12 protein-coding genes are annotated in these 18,676 nt (G+C 66.5%); 9 read left to right on the top strand and 3 right to left on the bottom strand.

The features are described 5' to 3' along the window. From JNB89_RS14855 to fhuB, 4 genes are all read left to right on the top strand, one after another. The coding region (locus tag JNB89_RS14855; protein ID WP_431026591.1) for a condensation domain-containing protein at positions 1 to 2,459 on the top strand (2,459 nt) is incomplete at its 5' end. 560 nt (positions 2,460 to 3,019) lie between these two features. Then, positions 3,020 to 5,209 carry a TonB-dependent siderophore receptor gene (locus tag JNB89_RS14850; RefSeq protein ID WP_220362681.1) on the top strand — a complete coding sequence of 730 codons (2,190 nt, stop codon included), beginning with the start codon at positions 3,020 to 3,022 and terminating at the stop codon, positions 5,207 to 5,209. A gap of 46 nt (positions 5,210 to 5,255) precedes the next feature. Continuing rightward, a complete protein-coding gene (locus JNB89_RS14845) occupies positions 5,256 to 6,215 on the top strand; it encodes an iron-siderophore ABC transporter substrate-binding protein (RefSeq protein WP_220362680.1) in 960 nt (319 codons plus the stop codon). Continuing rightward, entirely contained in the window at positions 6,212 to 8,203 is a 1,992-nt protein-coding gene (gene fhuB / locus JNB89_RS14840; RefSeq protein WP_220362679.1) for a Fe(3+)-hydroxamate ABC transporter permease FhuB, read from the top strand. Before JNB89_RS14845 ends, fhuB begins: the two co-directional genes overlap by 4 nt. A gap of 335 nt (positions 8,204 to 8,538) precedes the next feature. On the opposite strand, the gene JNB89_RS14835 is transcribed toward fhuB, so the two are convergent. Beyond that, positions 8,539 to 10,626, bottom strand: a complete 2,088-nt coding sequence (locus JNB89_RS14835) for a TonB-dependent siderophore receptor (RefSeq protein WP_223216764.1) — start codon at positions 10,624 to 10,626, stop codon at positions 8,539 to 8,541. A 483-nt stretch (positions 10,627 to 11,109) separates the two neighbouring features. Here JNB89_RS14835 and JNB89_RS14830 point away from each other — a divergent pair, with 483 nt between their 5' ends. Further along, the gene (locus tag JNB89_RS14830) at positions 11,110 to 12,381 is read left to right on the top strand and encodes an MFS transporter (RefSeq protein ID WP_220362678.1); all 1,272 of its coding nucleotides are present in this window, start codon (positions 11,110 to 11,112) and stop codon (positions 12,379 to 12,381) included. Positions 12,382 to 12,655: 274 nt separating this feature from the next. Next, positions 12,656 to 13,300 (top strand): pyridoxamine 5'-phosphate oxidase family protein, encoded by a 645-nt coding sequence (locus JNB89_RS14825; RefSeq protein WP_220362677.1) that lies wholly within the window; start codon positions 12,656 to 12,658, stop codon positions 13,298 to 13,300. A gap of 206 nt (positions 13,301 to 13,506) precedes the next feature. Here JNB89_RS14825 and JNB89_RS14820 read toward each other — a convergent pair whose 3' ends face one another. After that, complete coding sequence (locus tag JNB89_RS14820; protein ID WP_013339767.1) at positions 13,507 to 14,478, bottom strand: chemotaxis protein CheV; 972 nt, start codon at positions 14,476 to 14,478, stop codon at positions 13,507 to 13,509. Between the two features lie 285 nt (positions 14,479 to 14,763). Here JNB89_RS14820 and JNB89_RS14815 point away from each other — a divergent pair, with 285 nt between their 5' ends. Continuing rightward, positions 14,764 to 15,321: a DUF4142 domain-containing protein gene (locus JNB89_RS14815; RefSeq protein ID WP_220362676.1), complete on the top strand. Its 558-nt coding sequence runs from the start codon at positions 14,764 to 14,766 to the stop codon at positions 15,319 to 15,321. A 366-nt stretch (positions 15,322 to 15,687) separates the two neighbouring features. Continuing rightward, entirely contained in the window at positions 15,688 to 16,713 is a 1,026-nt protein-coding gene (locus tag JNB89_RS14810) for an aldo/keto reductase (RefSeq protein WP_013339765.1), read from the top strand. A gap of 73 nt (positions 16,714 to 16,786) precedes the next feature. Here the strand turns inward: JNB89_RS14810 and JNB89_RS14805 are convergent, their stop codons facing one another. Continuing rightward, a complete protein-coding gene (locus tag JNB89_RS14805) occupies positions 16,787 to 17,530 on the bottom strand; it encodes an SDR family oxidoreductase (protein ID WP_220362675.1) in 744 nt (247 codons plus the stop codon). A 129-nt stretch (positions 17,531 to 17,659) separates the two neighbouring features. Here JNB89_RS14805 and JNB89_RS14800 point away from each other — a divergent pair, with 129 nt between their 5' ends. Further along, a complete protein-coding gene (locus JNB89_RS14800) occupies positions 17,660 to 18,556 on the top strand; it encodes a LysR family transcriptional regulator (protein ID WP_013339763.1) in 897 nt (298 codons plus the stop codon). Positions 18,557 to 18,676 lie beyond the last annotated feature (120 nt).

The following is an 18,676-nucleotide window of genomic DNA, read 5'->3' as shown; positions in this document are numbered from 1 at the left end:
GCCTGCAGATCATCGCGCGCGCGCGTGAGGCGGGCTGGCGGCTCACGCCGCGGCAGATCTTCGAGCATCCGACGATCAGCGGTCTCGCGCAGCGCGCGCAGCGGCTGGACGCACACGCGACGCAGGAAGCAGACGACGGCGCGCCGCTCGCACTGACGCCGATCCAGCGCCTGTTCTTCGAGCGTTATCCGCAGGGGGAATCGCACTGGAACCAGGCCGTGCTGCTGAAGGTCCGGGGGCGGCTCGCGCGTGCGGCGCTGGAGCGGGCGGTAGCGGCGCTGGAGGCGCGTCACGACGCGCTGCGGCTGCGGTTCGTGCGCGAGGCGGGGCAGTGGAAGCAGATGGCGGTGCCGGCACAGGCACAGGCACAGGCACAGGCACAGGCACAGGCACAGGCAGACAAAGCTGCTCCGGAGATCGGCGTATCGCAACGCGCCGACACACCCCAAACCGCAATCGTCCGCCACGAACAACTCGCGTCCCTCGCAGACCTGACAGCCGCCTGCGAGCGGATTCAGTCGAGCCTGGACATCGAGCACGGCCCGCTGTGGCGCGTCGGCCACTTCGAGACAGCGGACGAAACGCGTCTGCTGATTGCGATCCATCACCTGTCGGTGGACGGCGTCTCGTGGCGCGTGTTGCTGGAGGAACTGCAAACCGCCTACGAGCAGGCCGAACGCGACGAGCCGGTCCAGCTCCCCGCGCCGTCTATGCCCTGGCGTGCATGGGTGCGTGCGCTTCATCAGTATGCCGAATCATCTGAGCGCGTCGCCGAGCTGGCATGGTGGCAAACTGCACTCGACTCACCCGCACTGCGCGCCGGTCCTCTCTTCGCCGCCCTCGCGCCGGAACCTCAGCCGCAGAAGACACTGCTGAAAAAGCTCTCGCCCGAGCTGACCGCTGCGCTGCTGCGCGAAGCGCCGCGCGCGTACCGGATGCGCGTCGACGAAGTGCTGCTTGCCGCACTGGCGCGCGCCATCGGCGACGAGCTTTCACGCGACGAAGTGCTGATCGAGCTGGAGGGCCACGGTCGCGAGGACGTGATCGACGGTGCAGACTTGAGCCGCACGGTGGGCTGGTTCACGACCCAGTATCCGCTCGCGTTGCCGCGTGGCACCAGTTGCGCCGACGCGCTGCTGCGCGTGCGCGAGCGTCTTGCGGCAGTCCCGTTGCGCGGACTCGGCTGGGGGCTTCTCACCTGTTGCGCGGACGCCGCGAGCCAGGCAGCGCTGCGCGCGTTGCCCACGCCGGAGATCGGCTTCAACTACCTTGGCCGCTTCGACCAAACGTTCGACGACGCAAGCCGCTTCGGCTTTGCCACCGAGGCGTCGGGCGATGCTATCGCGGCTCGCGCCAGCCTGCCCGATCGCGCGCTCGACATCAACGGCTGGATTGCCGGCGACTCGCTGGCGCTCAATTGGGGCTACGCGCCGCAGTTCATGTCCGACGCTCTTGCAGAACGACTGTTCGCGTCGTTCGAATCCGCGCTTGGCGAGCTGCTGGAGCACTTGCGCGGCGCGGCGCCTGAACCGGAGGTGCCCGCGTTGCGGCGAGCTGTTCCCGAGTCGCTCGAGACGCTGGCGCGACACGATGCCGTCGCCGCGAGCTGGACCGCGCGCGCCGTCTACGAGGCAAGCCTGCCTGTGCCGCCCGTCGACGCGCTGGCCGCGTGGTTCGCGCGACGCCGGCGGCAAGAGGCCGAGGTGCGCGTTGGCGCTGCGCTGTCGGCGGCCGTGCCGTTGAATGCGCTTGGCGCGCCTGCCACTTTATTCTGCCTGCATCCCGGCTACGGCATGGTCGGCGAATACCGGACGTTCGCGCAGGCGCTCAACGGTCGGGTGACGCTGATCGCGATCCAGGCGCCCGCGGTGCGCGGCGCGCGATGGCAGGGCGAGACTTTCGAGGCGCTCGCCGCCTACTACGCCGACTGCATTCAAGCACTGCAGCCAACCGGTGACTACGCGCTGCTGGGGTGGTCGTTCGGCGGCCGGCTCGCGATCGCCATTGCGGACCGGTTCGAACGGCTTGGCCTGGGCGTGTCGTTCGTCGGCATCGTCGATACCGCGACGCATCGGGACGAGGGCGCCGGGTCTGCTGCCGAAAAGGACGCGGCCACGGCCACTACCCAGGAAGAGGGCGCGCCGGCCGCCGCGCTCGCGCTGCTCGAGCAGTCGGAGTCGTCGCTGCTCGGAGAGGCGCTTGCCGCCGACGCCCTGCACGCCGAGCTGATGTCCCGACATCGGCTGCCGCGGGTCGGCTGCGATCTGCATGTGTGGCGCGCACTGCGCATTGCCGATCCGCGCCGCAGAATGGCGTGGGGCGACCATACGCGCGGCCGCTTGCGCGAGTTCGAGATCGATGCGAGCCACTCGAGCATCGTTCATCATCCGCTTCTGGCTACGCAGCTTGCGCAGTGGTTCGCGCAACGAGAGGCCGAAGGGGCCGCAAGGCATTCATGATCCGGTGAGCCGGGCCGCGGACGGCCCGACAAACATCGCCGTAAGCATGGGCGCGGGCAGCGCCGCAAGCAGCGCTAGACTTGACGGCGCTCAGCGCGACAGTCAGCGCAACACTCGGCGCAACACTCGGCGCAACACTCGGCGCGACAGTCAGCTCAACACTCAGAGCGGCGCTCAGCGCGACAGTTAGCCCGACACTCAGCGCAACACTCAGCCGCCGGCCGGTAGGCAACACACTCCCGGCCGGCTGCGAGGTCTCCAGCCACACGCGAACCGCTCGTGCGTCGCACACCGCTCGCCAGTCACCGCGCACTTCACGCGATGCCCCACGCGGCCGCCTCCACCGTCTCCAGGCGGCGCGAAACTCCCCTCATTCGGCCAGCCCATCGCACGACACCATGCAAACCATCCTGTCGCCCGCTCGCCACAGAAATATCCACATTGAATGCGAACGATTATTGTTTACATTAATATCCCGTCTTGAGAGAATCGCCGGGCACCAGCAACGGCGTCCACACGCCGAGCCTGGCTCGGGGATAAAAGAATGGGGATCAAGAAGAATGAACGTTGAGAAAGCAGGCAAATGCAGTTCTCTGCGCAAGCGCGGCTTGCCGCATCCGCGCCCGATTTACATTGCAATGATGTTGGGTCTGGCGAGCCTTGGCGCGCATGCGCAGCAGTCGCCGGCCGCCGCGTCCGGCACCGACGCCTCGAAGGAGCTGCCCGCCGTTCAGGTGCGTAGCGCTGCCGAAGATCCGCAAGGTCCGGGCGTCGGCTATGTCGCCAAACGTTCGATGACCGGCACCAAGACCGACTCCTCGTTGCTCACGAATCCGCAGAGCGTCTCCGTCGTCACGCGCCAGCAGATGGACGATCAGGGCGCGCAAACCGTCGACCAGGCGCTGCGCTACACGCCAGGCGTTTATTCGCAGGACGGCACCGACATCCGCTTCGACCAGCTGTATGGCCGCGGCTTTACGCTCGACTCGTATCTGGACGGCCTGCATCTGTACCAGTCGCCGCGTTTTGCGACGCCGCGCATCGACCCGTACTTCATGGAGCGCATGGAGGTGCTGCATGGCCCGGCTTCGGTGCTGTACGGGCAGGGCAGTCCGGGCGGTCTCGTCAACTACGTGAGCAAGCTGCCGATGGAGCAGCCGTATCACGAAGTGATGATGCAGATCGGCAACCACGACAACTATCAGCTGGGCTTCGACCTGAGCGGTCCCGTCGACAAGAACGGCACCGTGCTGTACCGCCTGACGGGCGTGGCCCGCACCGCGGAGACGCAGGTCAGCCAGATCAAGGACCAGCGGCTTGCCATCGCGCCGTCGGTCACCATCCGCCCGAACCGCGATACGACGTTTACGCTGCAAGGCAGTTTCCAGCGCGATCCGAATGGCGGCCTGTTCAATCCCGTGCCGGCAGGTGCCACACTGTTCAGTAACCCGAACGGTCAGCTTGGGCCCGACAAATACTTCGGCGATCCGGACCGCGACGGCATGCACCGCACGCAGTACTGGTTCGGCTATCAGTTCGACCACGCGATCAACGACAAGATCAGCGTGTCGCAGAACCTGCGCTATCTGCACATCGACCAGCATTACTACCAGACCTCGGTGACGAGCGCCCTCGGCGCGAATCAGCGCACGGTGTCCATGTGGGGCAACGTCGATAACGAGCACTACACGCAATTCCAGGTCGACACGCACGCACAGGCCAAGCTGGCGACCGGCGAGGTACAGCACACGCTGCTGTTCGGTCTGGACTACCAGCGCTCGATGCTTGGCGACACCGAAGGCAATGCCGTGGTCGGCACCGTGGATCTGTACAACCCGAATTTCTCGGCGCTGCCCACGCAGCAGGCCAACACGCGCCTCGACTATTCGCTGAGCACGGTGGGCGTGTATGCGCAGGACGAAGCGCGCTGGCGCAACTGGGTATTGACGTTCGGCGTGCGTGAAGACTGGACGGGCGGCAATCAGCAAACCACGTTGCTCACCACGGGCAAAGGCACGACCTACCACTCGAACGACCATGCGTTCACCTGGCGCGCCGGGCTCGCCTATGAGTTCGAGAACGGCATTGCGCCGTACATCGGCTATTCGCGATCGTTCCAGCCGGTGCTCGGCGCCACCTATTCAGGCGCCCCGTTTGCGCCGACCAAGGGGCGTCAGGTCGAAGCGGGCGTGCGTTACCAGCCGAAGTGGTTCGACGGCTTCTTCTCGCTCGCGGCGTTCACGCTGACGCAGGACAATGTGTCGGTGACCGACCCGAACCATCCGACCAACGCAATCCAGACGGGTCAGATCCGCTCGCGTGGTATCGAATTCGAAGCACACGCCAACGTCACGCCGGAGGTGAAGGTGATCGCTTCGTACACCTACCTTAACCAGGTGGTGACGAACAGCACGATGGCCAACCTCGGCAAGCGGCCGACCATCGCACCTCGCAACACGGCTTCGCTGTGGGCGGATTACACGTTCCACCACGGTCCGCTGCGCAACTTCGGCGTCGGCTCCGGCGTGCGCTACATGAGCAGTTCCGCGGGCGATCTGGCCAACACGTTCACGGTGCCGGGGCGCGTGCTGGTCGACCTGGGCGCGCATTACGACATCCAGAACTGGCGCCTGTCGCTGAACCTGAACAATGTGTTCGACCGCGAGTACATCTCGTACTGCACGACAGCGGCGGTCTGCTACTGGGGCGCGACGCGTACGGTGCTCGGCACGGCTCGCTACCAATGGTGATGGCAATGTGCAAGGCGCGCGCGCAGCGCATGCGGCTCACGTGGTCATGACGGTAGGCGCTCGCTTTAGCGGCAAGCGGCGCCTCGCGCTTGCCGGGCTCGGGGCGGCGGCGCTCACGGCGGCGGGCGCTGCGTGCGCGCGCGCGGCGGCGGACGGCTTTGCGAGCGTGTCGGCCGCCGGTGCAGTCGAAGGCGCAAACCGCAAGCCGCCCACTCGCGTCGTGGTGCTGGACTGGCCGCTCACGGAAGTGGTGCTGTCGCTAGGCGTGGTGCCGGTCGGCGTTTCGCGCCCCGCCTGGTATGCCAGGCTCGACGGGGTTCCGGCGTTGCCGCCTTCAGTCGTCGACACGGGTCTCCTGTATCAGCCGAACTTCGAGGTGCTCGCGGCGCTCAAGCCCGAACTCATCGTGATCACGCCGTGGCATGCGCCGCTGCGCGGCTTGCTGGAACGGATTGCGCCGACGCTTACGGTGCCGCTCTTCGGTCCCGGCGTCGACGTTTATCCGGCGGTGCAGGCCGCGACGCGCAAGCTCGCCGACACCCTCGGCCGCGGCGCCGCGGCGCAGGCGCTGTTCGCGCAAGCCGACGCGAGTCTCGCCGACGCGCGCGCGCGTCTCGCGGGTTTTCGCGCGACGCGGCGCCCTGTCTATCTACTGCGTCCGATTGACGACCGGCACATCGCCGTGTTCGGCAGAAACAGCCTGTTTGGCGGCGTGCTGCACGCGCTCGGCATCGATAACGCCTGGCAGGAGGCCGCCGATCCGCAAGGCACGACTGAGGCGGACCTGGGCGCGCTCGCCAAACGTGCCGATGCGCAGGTCGTGACAATCGGCGTGCCGCCCGGCGTGGCCGCACAACTTGCGCGCAGCCCATTGTGGGGCGCGCTGCCGTTCGTGAGGCAAAACCGCGTGCAGCACATCGGTCCGCTTCCGGCGCTGGGCGGCCTCGTTGCGTCGATGCGTTGTGCCGACAGCCTCGCGAAAGCACTCGAAGGAGTACGCACATGAACCGCTCGACGGCGACTCTTGCCGCCGCCGCGCCGCGCGCGTGGCGGCTGCCCGCGCTGCTGCTGATACTGGCTGCATGGCTCGTGTATCACACGTTGTCGGCGCGTCTGCCTGTCGCGCAATGGGCCGGTGCGCTGTTGCCGCACGCCGATGCCTCGCTGGCGCAACTGGTCGTGCGCTATGGCTGGCTGCCGCGTCTTGCCATCGCGCTGATTGGCGGCGCGGCGTTATCGCTTGCCGGCGTCGTGTTCCAGCAGGTGCTGCGCAATCCGCTGGCTGAGCCGCTCACGCTCGGCGTGTCGGCGGGCGCCTATCTGGCGTTGACGATAGCCGCGGTGGTGGCGCCTGCGCTCGCCGCGGACCTGCGCTTCACGGTCGCGCTGGCAGGCGCCGCGCTCGCCATGCTCGCGGCCATGGCGATGACGTGGCGCAAAGGTTACGCGGCGGTTTCCATCGTGCTTGCGGGAATGATCGTCAATCTGTACTGCGGTGCATTGTCAGTCATCCTGACTATTGTGTTCGAGCGCTCGCTCACCTCCGTGTTCATCTGGGGCGGCGGCTCGCTCGTGCAGAACGGCTGGGCTGGCGTGCTCTGGCTGCTGCCGCGCGTGCTCGCGTGCGGTTTCGCCACGGCGCTGCTGGTGCGCCCGCTCACGCTGTTTTCACTCGATGACGGCAGCGCGAGCCAGCTCGGCATGTCGCTCAAGTGGACGCGGCCCGTTGCGCTGGCCGTCGCTGTCACGTTGAGCGCGTTCGTGACGAGCGCGGTGGGCGTGATCGGCTTCATCGGACTCGGCGGGCCGGTGCTCGCGCGCCTGATGGGCGCGCGGCGCGTGCGCGACCAGTTGCTGTGGGCGCCGCTCGTCGGCGCGCTGCTGCTGGCCATTGCCGACCAGGCCGTGCAGAGCCTGCCGGGCGTGCTCGGAGAACTGCTGCCGACGGGCGCTGCGGTCGCGCTTTGCGGCGGCCCGCTGCTGCTGTGGATGCTGCGCCGCGTGCATATCGAGGCACCGCGTCCGGCGTCGGCCGACACTGCGCCGCCGCGTCGCGCGCTGACAGTGCCCGCGCTGCTGCTCGGCGGGCTGCTGGTTGTCGGGACGGTCGTTTCGCTGGGCTTTTCGATGACGCTGCACGGCTGGCAATGGACCGATGCGCAGCAATGGAGCGACGTGTGGTTCTGGCGCGTGCCGCGCCTCGTCGCCTCGCTCGGCGCCGGCGTCATGGTGGCGCTGGCGGGGACGATCCTGCAACGGGTCACCGGCAATCCGATGGCAAGCCCGGATCTGCTCGGCGTGAGCGGCGGGGCGATGCTCGGCATGCTGGCCGCGGCGCTGCTCGCGGCGGCGCCGTCGACTCCCGTGCTGCTCGCCGGCTCGTCGGCGGGCGCGCTGATCTGCCTCGTGACGATCGTCGCGCTTGGGCGGCGCAGCGGCTTCGCGCCGGAGCACGTGCTGCTCGCGGGCATTGCCATCAGCGCGTTTTCGCAGGCGGTGGTCATGCTCGCGACCGCGAGCGGCGGCGCCTATGCCAACTTGCTGCGTCCGCTGCAGTACGGCTCGACCTATCTGATCGTGCCCGCGACGGCAATTGCGGTCAGCGTGTGCGCGGTGCTGGCCGTGGTCATCGCGTATCTGGGCGCGCGCTGGCTCGAGATTCTGCCGCTGGGCGCCAACGTTGCCAATGCGCTTGGCGTCGGCGCGCAGCGCGCGCGGCTTACGCTGCTCGTAGTGGCCGCGGTGCTGACGGCGGGCGCGACCGTCGTGATCGGGCCCATGTCGTTCGTCGGCCTAATGGCGCCGCACCTCGCGCGGCTGCTTGGCTTTCCGCGCGCACGTTCGCAGATGCTCGTGGCGGCGCTGATTGGCGGCGTGCTGATGGTGTTGTCCGACTGGCTCGGAAGGAACATGATCTTCCCGCAGCAGATGCCTGCCGGAGTGATCGCGACGCTCCTCGGCGGACCTTATCTGATGTGGTTGTTGCGTCGCTGAAGCAGGTGCATGGTGCGCGTTTGGGGCTCGCGCTTGAGGCGCACGCTTTGAGCCCGTGCTTAGGGTACGCGCTGTGGGCTTGTGCTTCGGGTACGCGCTGTGGGCTTGTGCTTCGAGTCCGCGCTTAGGTCCGCGCTCAGGCCCGTGCTTCGGGCCCACGCTGGGGGCCCACGCTTCGGGCCCGCGCTCGCGCCCGCGCTTGGGGTCCACGCTTGCGACCCGTGCTTAGGGTTCACGCTTCGAGCCCACTCTTCGGCTCACGCATTGACCGCTTCGGTAATGCATTGCCCATCGTTGGAGCCAGGGGCCGGGCCCCGGCTCCATCACAAACGCCTTCAGAACGAGAACGTCGTGTTCAGCATCACGAGCCGCGACTCTCCGACCGCGATAATCAGATTGCTGTTGCTCGACGGATAGTAGGTCTTGTCGAACACGTTCTTCACGTTCAGCTGTACGTGCGTCGGAATCTTGCCGAGCTTGGTGTCGTAGGCAGCGAACACATCGGCTACGACATAACCCGGCAGCGTGAAACTGTTCGCGGTGTCGCCTGGCCGTTTGCTGACGAGCCGCGCACCGCCGCCAAAACGCCATTGCCCCGGCAGGTAAGGCAGCATCGTGTCGTAGACGGCGAACAGGCTGCCGGTATGACGCGCCGCGTTGACGAGGCGCGTGCCGTCGTCGCGGTCCGTGGCATTCGTGTACGCATAGCTGCCGATCAGGCTGACATGCTGCGTGAGCCGTCCGGCGACATCCAGTTCGATGCCCCGCGAACGCGCGCTGCCCACCGTTTCGGTCGTATCGCCGACAGTGACCGCCACGTTCTGCTTGTCGATCTGATAGACGGCGAGCGTGCCGGTAATGCCGTGCGCGTCGAACTTGAGGCCGGTTTCCAGAACGCGCCCGCGCTCCGGCGCGAGCGGCTCGCTCACCTCGGTGGCGACGTTCGGCACGAACGACTTGCTGAAGTTCGCATACGCGGAAAGCGCGGGCGTGAGCCGGTAGACGAGGCCGAATTGCGGCAGCCAGACCTGCCCATGCGAGTGATCGGCAATCACGAACGGACGGCCCACGCCCGACAGTTGCTGCCAGTTTTCCCAGCGCACGCCGCCGACCGCAATCAGTCGGTCGGTCAGATGAACCGTGTCCTGAGTCACCACGGAGTACGTGTGCACCTTCGAGAGGCTGTCGCTTTGCGTGCGGCTCGGCGTGCCGCCGGGCGACAGCAATCCGTAGACCGGGTCGTACAGATCGAAGCCGGAGACCGCCTTGCCGCGAATCGTATCGCCGCGGAAGCTGCGCTGGCGTTCGTACTCGCCGCCTACGTAGAGTTCGTGACGCATGCCCGCGAGGTTCAGGTCGCCGATCACGCCGACGGTCGCGATTTCGTCCGAATCGTTGCGTTGCAGATTCGCATCCGACGAGCGCGTCATGATGCCGGTCTTGCTGTTGAACGCCGTCGCACGCGTGATGTACTGGTCGTAGCGATCGCGGCTCCACCCATAGGTCGCGCGCACGCGCCATTCGTCGGAAAAGCGATGCTCGATCTTCGCGCGCAGCGTTTCCTGCTCGCCCGAGCTTTGCGCCCACGCTTCTTCGTAGCGCGTGTAGCGCAGCGCATCGTCGGGATGACCGTTCACCAGTACCGTGCCGCGGTCGAACGGCGTCGTGTAGTCGACGTACTGGTAGCTCACGTCAATCGACGTGTTCGCATCGTGCCAGGCCAGCGACGGCGCGATGAGCGCGTCGCGCTGACGGCCGAAGCTGCGCCAGTAGCGCGCCGTGTTGTACTCGCCGGTCAGGCGGAACGCCAGCGTACCGCCGGCCACCTGGCCCGGCTGGCCGATCGGCCCCGTGAGATCGAAGCCCGTGCCGCTACCGCGATGGCTCGTGTAGTTCGCGGACACCGAGCCGTGGAAAGTGTCTTCCGGCTTGCGCGTAATCAGGTTGATCACGCCGCCTGGCTCCTGAATGCCATAGAGCAGCGAAGCCGGGCCTTTGAGCACTTCCACGCGGTCGATCGTCGCGAGATAGTTGTGAAGCGTCGGCGAGCGCATGCCGTCGACCAGAATCGAGCCGTCGTCGTTGGAACCGAAGCCGCGCTTGATGAACGCGTCGCGCGTGCCGCCCAGCGTGTTCGTCTGCGTGATGCCGCTCACGTTGCCGAGCACGTCGTCGAGCGTGCGCGCCTGCTGGTCCTGCATCACGCTCGAACTGACCACCGCGACCGACTGCGGGATGTCGCTGATTTTCGTGGCGATGCCGCTTGCCGTTTCGCTGGTGCGCGGCCGATAGCCGACGGTCGGCTCGGCGAGCGCCGCGGCCTGCACCGCAACCGCCGGCAGTTCGGTCGAGGCCGCGGGCGGGGCGCCCGTGCCGTCGGCGGGCGCGGCGGCCAGCGCGGCGGGCGCGGTTGCGAGGTACATCCAGAGCGAAACGGGCAGGCGGAGAGCGGAACGACGAGGGCGGCCTGGCGGCGCGAAGGTTTTGACGGAGCGCATGGACGAATCGGACGGCGCGGTGTCCCACGCCGCAGCAGCGGCCGGGACGGGCCGGCGCCGTCACTTATTATTAAGGATGCGAGAGGATAATGTAAATGAGAATGATTATCAAATGAAAACTTAATGACGCTGTGTGGCGTGAGGTGACGTGGCGTGAGGTGAGGTGAGGTGGCGTGATGTGTCGTGTCGTGTCGTGACGCGACGTGACGTGACGTGACGGGACGTGGCGTGACGGGACGTGGCGCAGCGGGGCGCGGTCGAGGTGCGGAGCGGGCAGGTCGGCGCGCCGTGCGCTGTCATCAACCGTGGACATGCGCGTCAAGGCGCTGCGTCGCGCGCGAGCAGCAGCGACCAGGTTGCTTTACACTAGCCGCCGCTCCAGCCAGCCACGTCCACGCCACGACCTCGATGCCCCCCTTTCCCGCCGACTCCGACGACGCCACCCCTTCCACGCCCGTCAGCCTGCCGAAGCAGCCGGCGTTTCAGCGCTTCTGGTGCACGCGCATTCTCTCTTCGCTGTCGTTCCAGATGCTCGCGGTGGCGATGGGGTGGCATATCTACGCGCTCACGCACAGCGCGTTCGCGCTCGGCCTGGTCGGCCTCGCGCAGTTCCTGCCGATGTTTTTGCTGACGCTCGTCGTCGGCCATTTCGCGGACCGCTATGACCGGCGGCGCATCGCGGCGATCTGCCAAGGCCTCGAAAGCGTCGCCGCCGTGCTGTTTGCGTGCGGCACCTTCGGCGGCTGGATCAGCGCGCCGGTGATCTACGTGCTCGCGGCGTGCGTGGGCGCGGCGCGCGCTTTCGAGTCGCCGGCGGTTGCATCGCTGCTGCCCGGTGTGGTGCCGCGCGGACAATTGCCGAAGGCGACGGCCTGGGCGACGTCGGCGAACCAGACCGCGCAGATCGCCGGCCCCGCGCTCGGCGGCCTGCTGTATGGCATCGGTCCGGGCGCTGCGTATCTCGCGTGCACCTTGTCGTTCGCCGCGGCGGCCCTCGCCGTGTGGGGCATTCCGCTGCGCGCGAAGCCGGCGAGCCGCGCGCCGGTGACGCTCGAATCGGTGTTTTCCGGCATCGCGTTCATTCGCCGCGAGCCTGTGATACTCGGGGCGTTGTCGCTCGATCTGTTCGCGGTGCTGTTCGGCGGCGCAACCGCGCTATTGCCGGTGTTCGCACGCGACGTGCTGCATACGGGGCCGCTCGGGCTCGGCCTGTTGCGCTCCGGCACCGCGATCGGCGCGCTGGCGGGCACTATCTGGCTCGCGCATTTCCCGCTGCGCAACCGGCCCGGCGCGGCGATGTTCGGCGGCGTGATCGCGTTCGGCGTGGCTACGCTCGTGTTTGGCATGTCGCATCAATTCATTGTCTCGCTGCTCGCGCTGATGGCGCTCGGCGCGTCGGACACCATTAGCGTGGTCGTGCGTTTGTCGCTCGTGCAGTTGCGCACGCCGGACGACATGCTCGGGCGTGTCAGCGCCGTCAATTCGCTTTTCATTGGGACATCGAATCAATTAGGCGAATTCGAATCAGGCGTCACGGCCGACTGGTGGGGCGCGCGAACCGCGGTACTGGTGGGCGGCATCGCGACGATCAGCGTCGCACTGCTGTGGATGAAGCTGTTCCCCGAATTGAGGAACACGCGTTCGCTCGAACGCGAAGAGGAGTTGGCGCCGAGTGCGTGAGCGCCTCCTGGTGCTTGGGCGACTCGACTGGCGAGCTGTGCGGTGTGATGGGTTGGTCGACCGGGCTGGTGAGCGGGCGAGCGACTGAGCGCCCGAGAGAAGCGGAGGCGCACGGACGCAGAGGCAAAGAGGCAAAGAGGCGGAGAGGCCCGCCAGCGCGCTTCTCTCATCGAATGAAAAGCTGACTCTCGCGGAAGCGGGCTTCTGCACGACGACTCACGCGCGTAAAGTCGGATGCGTCTACCTGCGGAACAGTCCGCGAAGGAGCCGGTTCATGACACGCCTCGAATCACCGCCGCATGCTTATCCGAGTGACATCGCTTTCACGCCCACGGTGAAGGCATTGCAAAGCCGCCACGGCTCACGCGACGCGTACGCGCGCATGGAGGAAGAGCACGGCTGGCAGACGCGTCTTACGCCGGACGTCGCGCGTTTTATCGAGCAGCAGACGAGTGTGTTTCTCGCCACCGTCAGTTCGGAAGGGCAGCCGTATATCCAGCACCGCGGCGGTCCGGCCGGTTTTCTGCACGTGCTGGATGACCACACCATTGCTTTCGCCGATTTCGCCGGCAACCGGCAGTACGTGAGCGCGGGCAATCTTGCGGACAATCCGAAGGCGCATCTGTTTCTGCTCGACTATGCGCATCGGCGGCGCATCAAGATATGGGGCGAGGCGCGCATGATCGACGACGACCCCGCGCTGCTCGCGAAGCTGATGCCCGAGGGTTACAAGGCGCGCGGCGAACGGGTGCTCGTGATGACCGTGCGCGCCTGGGACGTGAATTGCCCGAAGCATATTCCGCAGCGTTTCGACGCTGCCGACGTGGCCGCCGCATTGCAGGAACGCGACGAGCGGATTCAGCAACTCGAGGCGCAGGTGGCTGAACTCAAACGTAACGCGGTGAACACGCGCGCTTGATGTCCGGGCGGTGGGTCTGTATGTGCGGACAGCGGTTGTGCAGGAGCGGGCGCTGCTTCTACAAGGGCGGGCGCAGGTTCTACAAGCGCGGGCGCTGGTCTGCAGTAGCGGGTGCCGAGGAGCGGGCGCTGCTTCCGCAAACGCGCGGCGCCTGCCGTGTCATGCGAGAACCGCCCCGCGCCAGCCCCTTCAGTTCGACAACAGTCTCACGCAGCCTGCGCAGCCGAAATGAGCGCCGTCCGTATCGCATTCGCGAGTTCGCTGGCCTGGAACTTCGCGACGTAGCCGTTGGCGCCGGCATTCTTCACATGCGCCTCGTTGGCCGCGCCTGTCAGCGACGAATGAATGATCACCGGAATGTCGCGGGTCCGTTCGTCGGCCTTGATCTGACGGGTCAGCATGAAGCCGTCCATCTCGGGCATTTCGAGGTCGGTCAGCACGAGCGCAATCCTGTCCTTCACGCGCGCGCCGTCAGATTGCGCTTCCTCGGCGACCTGCTGCAAGGTCTGCCAGGCTTCTTCGCCGGTCTTGGTCATCACGAACTCCGCGCCGATCGCGGTCAATGCCTGCTCGATCAGCTTGCGCGCGAAGCCGGAGTCGTCGGCCGCGAGAATCCTGGCGCCTGGGCGGATGCCGAGTGCGTCGCCGACAGAGGTCGGGTCCACGCTCGGATGCTGCGACGGGAATACGTCGCGCAGCACCTGCTCGACGTCGATCACCTGCGCGAGTCGTGAGTCGCCGGTATTGCCGTCGATCCGCGCAATGCTCGTGACGAGGTTGCCGCCCGCCGCGCCTTCCGCCGAGAGCACCTGATTCCATTCGAGCCGCACGATGTCGTCCACTTCTTCGACTGCGAAGGCCTGCGTGGAGCGGGCGAATTCGGTCACCAGCAGAATGTTGAGCCCGCGCGTGGGCTCGCAGCCCATCAGCCGCGGCAGGTCGATGACGGGAATGATCTGCCCGCGAATGTCGACCGCGCCCATCACGAACGGCGAGGACCCGGCGATCGGCGTGACCGGCGGCATGGTCGAAATTTCGCGGACCTTGAACACGTTGATGCCGTAAAGCTCGTGCGCGTCGCTGCCGGGCACCGACCCCAGCCGGTACAGCAGCAGCTCGAATTTGTTGGAACTGGTCAGGTTGGTGCGTTCATCGTGCGAGCGGTTATCTGCTGCCATGGAATCTCTCCGGGATTGCGGTGCGTGGGCGCGCGCGTGCGTCAATGCCGCCGCGCTCCTTACTTTCTGTTATCGGCGCGGCTGCCGAAAAATTCAGCGCCCCGACAGTTTTCTGCTCGCAATCCCTGGGTCAACTGTCTAGCCGCGCATACCGACGCGCGTGATTCGTGTGAAGGTTACCTAACGTTACACAAGCCACAGCGTCGTATCACATGGTGCGGCGCGTCGCTTCTAGAATTTTTCGACGATGAACACGCCGCTTCGCTATTAATCCAAGGAGAACATATGATCCGCTTGCCTCTCGCCACTTTTTCCAGCGCCTGTATGGCGAGCTTGCTGATGCTCGCTGCCTCGGCGACGACAGCCAGCGCCCAGAGCACGCCGGACGCGGGCCGCCTGCACGCGGCCGACCAGACGTTCATCGCCGAGGGCACGAAGGCCGTGGCCACGCAACGCGATGCCGCTCGCATCGCGAGTTCGCGCTCGACCGACCGCGACGTCAAAGCCTTCGCTGAGCGCATCTCGACGGATAACGCCAGAATCTCGGACGCACTGCGCGCCGCAAGCCCGCGCGGCGTCGATGTGCCGAAAAACAACCCGGACACGGCCGTGCTCGCGAGCATCAACAACCTGCGCGGCGCGGAGTTCGACAAGACGTATATCGAGCAGGTCGCGCTCGCCGGCGAGCAGAAGGCGCTGTCCGCATTCCAGGCCGAGATCGCGTCGGGCCGCGATCCGCAACTCAAGGCCGCGGCGCAAAAGGCGTTGCCGACCATCCAGGAGCATTACGCGATGGCGCAGGAACTGGCCAAACGCAAGCATCTGCCGAGCGCCGCGCAGTGAAGTCATGCAGTCACGTCACGTAGAGTCACCCAGTAAGGTCGCGCAGTAACGGCGCGAAATCGGGCCGCACGGTAAGGCGGCACAGCATAGGCGCAAAGCGCGCTGGCGTCGCGGGCTCTGATTGCGCGCGACATGGATGAACGCACACCGACGCCGCGTATTTGCACAGCGCCTCAGTCAGCCGGGGGGCCGCCCGGATCGGCGGCCCCTTCAAGCGGCCTTTGAGGTGAACCGTTGAGGGCAGTTATTCAGCAACCCTTCCAAGCAGCGCTGCGCCGCCCACTGCGCTCCCCGCCGACGCTCGCCCCCCGACCGGCGTAGACTGACTCTCCGTTCAAACGACGGCTATGCCACGGAGATTCATCAATGGAATATCGACATCTGGGTGCATCCGGTTTCAAGGTGCCTGTGCTGAGCTTCGGCACGGGCACGTTCGGCGGCAAGGGCGAATTCTTTCAGGCGTGGGGCTCGACGGAGGTCGACGAAGCGCGGCGCCTGATCGACATCTGCCTCGATGCCGGCGTGACCATGTTCGACACGGCCGACATCTATTCGAGCGGCGCGTCGGAGTCGGTGCTCGGCGAAGCGCTGAAGGGCAAGCGCGACAAGGCGATCATCTCGACCAAGGCGACCTTCCGTTTCGACGACGGTCCGAACAATGTCGGCTCGTCGCGCTTCCATCTGATCCAGGCGGTCGATGCGGCGCTCAAGCGTCTGCAAACCGATTACATCGACCTCTTCCAGTTGCACGGTTTCGACGCGCGCACGCCGGTCGCGGAAGTGCTGTCCACGCTCGACGACCTGGTGCGCGCGGGCAAGATCCGCTACACGGGCGTGTCCAATTTCTCGGGCTGGCATCTGATGAAGTCGCTCGATACAGCGGACCGCTACGGCTATCCGCGCTATGTCGCGAACCAGACGTATTACTCGCTGGTGGGCCGCGACTACGAGTGGGAGCTGATGCCGCTCGGCATCGACCAGGGCGTGGGAGCGGTGGTGTGGAGTCCGCTCGGCTGGGGACGTCTGACCGGCAAGCTCAAGCGCGGCCAGCCGTTGCCCGACACGAGCCGCCTGCACAAGACCGCCGACATGGGGCCGCCGGTGCCGGAGGAGTATCTGTTCCGCGTGCTCGACGCGATCGACGAAATCGCCTCCGAAACCGGCAAGACCGTGCCGCAGATCGCACTGAACTGGCTGCTGCAGCGCCCGACCGTCTCGACGGTGCTGATCGGCGCTCGCAATGAAGAGCAATTGCGCCAGAACCTCGGCGCGGTCGGCTGGAACCTCACGCCCGAGCAGGTCGCGCGGCTCGACGCGGCAAGCGCGGTGCGGCCCGCCTATCCGTACTGGCATCAGGAAGGATTTGCCGAGCGCAACCCGAAAGCGGTGTAGACGCGCGGCCTGCCGTCGCGGTGCGTCGCGCTGGCCCGGTGCCCCTTGTCCCGCGGCCGAACCAGCGCGCGCGTCATGCCAGCCCGCCGTTCGCGCGCAACACCTGGCCGTTGACCCAGCCGGCCTGCGAGCTCGCGAGGAACGCCACCACCGACGCGATATCGTCCGGTTGGCCGAGCCGCTCGAGCGGCGGCATTTTTGCGAAGTGCTGGATCTGCTCGTTGGTCTTGCCGTCGAGGAACAGCGACGTGGCAACCGGCCCTGGCGCGACCGCATTCACAGTGATGTTGCGCCCGCGCAGTTCCTTCGCGAACACATGCGTGAATGCTTCCACGGAGGCCTTCGTCGCGTTGTAGATCGCATAGCCCGGCATGTTCAGCGCCAGCGTGGTGCTCGAAAAATTGACGATGCGGCCGCCGTCGTTCATGCGGCGCGCCGCTTCGCGCAACGTGTTGAAGGTGCCGCGCACGTTGGTGTCGAACGCGCGGTCGTACAGTTCGTCGCTCGTGTCGGCAAGCGGCGTCGGCTTGATCACGCCGGCATTGTTGACCAGCACGTCAACCTTTCCCAGTTGCTGCTCCGCCGCCTCGAACATGCGGCGCACGTCGCCGGCGCTCGAGACGTCGGCTTTCACTGCTATCGCCCGGCCGCCGGCTGCATTCAGTTCGGCGACGAGCGCTTCGGCTTCGCCCGAGCTCGCTGCGTAGTTCACGACGACGGCAAAGCCGTCGGCCGCGAGACGCCGTGCAACGGCTGCGCCGATGCCGCGCGAAGCGCCGGTGACAATCGCAATCTGAGCGTTTGTGGTCGTGTTCATGGTGCGTTTCCTCTTGAGTGTTGAATCGGTGAGTGAATGATCGGCTTTTTTCGTTCTGGGATAATCGGGTCGCTATGACCATCATCATTCCAATCTCTTCAACAATATTCACGACGAGGCGCGGCTGACATGGATCGTTTCGAGGAAATGCGCGTTTTCGTACGCGTCGCCGAGCGGCAGAGCTTCACGCGCGCGTCGGACGACCTGCAGATACCGCGCGCGACCGTCACCAACCTGGTCAAGCGGATGGAGGAGCGGCTGGGCGCGCGGCTGCTCGAGCGCACCACGCGCACGGTGCGCCTGACGCCCGACGGGCAGGCGTATTACGGCCGCTGCGTGCGGCTCATTGCTGACCTGGAGGAAGCCGAGGGCTCGTTCTCGAACCTCGCGCCCAAGGGCCTGTTGCGGGTCAACCTGCAAGGTACGCTGGCGCGACACTTCATCGTGCCGGCCTTGCCGGCGTTCCTTGCGCGCTACCCCGGCATCGAACTGACCATCGGCGAGGACGACCGGCTCGTCGACCTCGTGCGTGAAGGCATAGACTGCGTGCTGCGCGCGGGCAACCTGCAGGATTCGTCGATGGTCGGGCGGCGCGTCGCGCAGCTGCCGCAAGTCACGGTGGCAAGCCCGGAGTATCTGCAAAAGTACGGCGAGCCGGCCGACCCGCAAGCGCTCTCTGCACACCGCGCCGTCAACTATGTGTCGAGCGCCACGGGCAGGCCGTTGCCGCTCGAGTTCAGCATCGAAGGACGCAACACGCCGATGCTGCTGCCGGGCGCGGTTTCGGTCACGGGCGTGGAGCTTTACACCGGCTCGGCGGTGGCCGGGCTAGGAATCGTGCAGGTGCCGCGCTACCGGGTGCGCGACGAACTGGCGGACGGGCGCCTGAAGATCATTCTCGCCGACTTCCCGCCGCCCTCGTTGCCCGTTTCGGTGCTGTATCCGCAGAACCGGCAACTGTCGTCGCGCGTGCGGGTATTTTCACAGTGGCTGCGCGATGTGTTCGAGACGGCCGCCACGGAGTAGGCGCGGCGCGGGCGCCGACTGGCGCTTCGGATAAAGCACCGGCCGGCGCCCGCGGCGGTTCGTGGAAAACTGTATAGATATACAGTATAGTGTCCAACTGCACGCGGGCGCGCCTCCACC

Source organism: Paraburkholderia phenoliruptrix, from assembly GCF_019511605.1.
GTDB classification, from domain to species: Bacteria; Pseudomonadota; Gammaproteobacteria; order Burkholderiales; family Burkholderiaceae; genus Paraburkholderia; species Paraburkholderia phenoliruptrix_A.
Note: the sequence above shows the minus strand (reverse complement) of the source record. Positions and strands in the feature narration are given on the sequence as shown.

Bases quoted from the DNA above. Each gene is read 5' to 3' on its own strand.
- JNB89_RS14800 (WP_013339763.1), top strand. From the start codon at position 17,660: ATGGATCGTTTCGAGGAAATGCGCGTTTTCGTACGCGTCGCCGAGCGG.
- JNB89_RS14820 (WP_013339767.1), bottom strand. From the start codon at position 14,478: ATGGCAGCAGATAACCGCTCGCACGATGAACGCACCAACCTGACCAGT.
- JNB89_RS14805 (WP_220362675.1), bottom strand. From the start codon at position 17,530: ATGAACACGACCACAAACGCTCAGATTGCGATTGTCACCGGCGCTTCG.
- JNB89_RS14850 (WP_220362681.1), top strand. From the start codon at position 3,020: ATGAACGTTGAGAAAGCAGGCAAATGCAGTTCTCTGCGCAAGCGCGGC.
- JNB89_RS14835 (WP_223216764.1), bottom strand. From the start codon at position 10,626: ATGTACCTCGCAACCGCGCCCGCCGCGCTGGCCGCCGCGCCCGCCGAC.
- fhuB (WP_220362679.1), top strand. From the start codon at position 6,212: ATGAACCGCTCGACGGCGACTCTTGCCGCCGCCGCGCCGCGCGCGTGG.
- JNB89_RS14810 (WP_013339765.1), top strand. From the start codon at position 15,688: ATGGAATATCGACATCTGGGTGCATCCGGTTTCAAGGTGCCTGTGCTG.
- JNB89_RS14845 (WP_220362680.1), top strand. From the start codon at position 5,256: ATGACGGTAGGCGCTCGCTTTAGCGGCAAGCGGCGCCTCGCGCTTGCC.
- JNB89_RS14825 (WP_220362677.1), top strand. From the start codon at position 12,656: ATGACACGCCTCGAATCACCGCCGCATGCTTATCCGAGTGACATCGCT.
- JNB89_RS14830 (WP_220362678.1), top strand. From the start codon at position 11,110: ATGCCCCCCTTTCCCGCCGACTCCGACGACGCCACCCCTTCCACGCCC.
- JNB89_RS14815 (WP_220362676.1), top strand. From the start codon at position 14,764: ATGATCCGCTTGCCTCTCGCCACTTTTTCCAGCGCCTGTATGGCGAGC.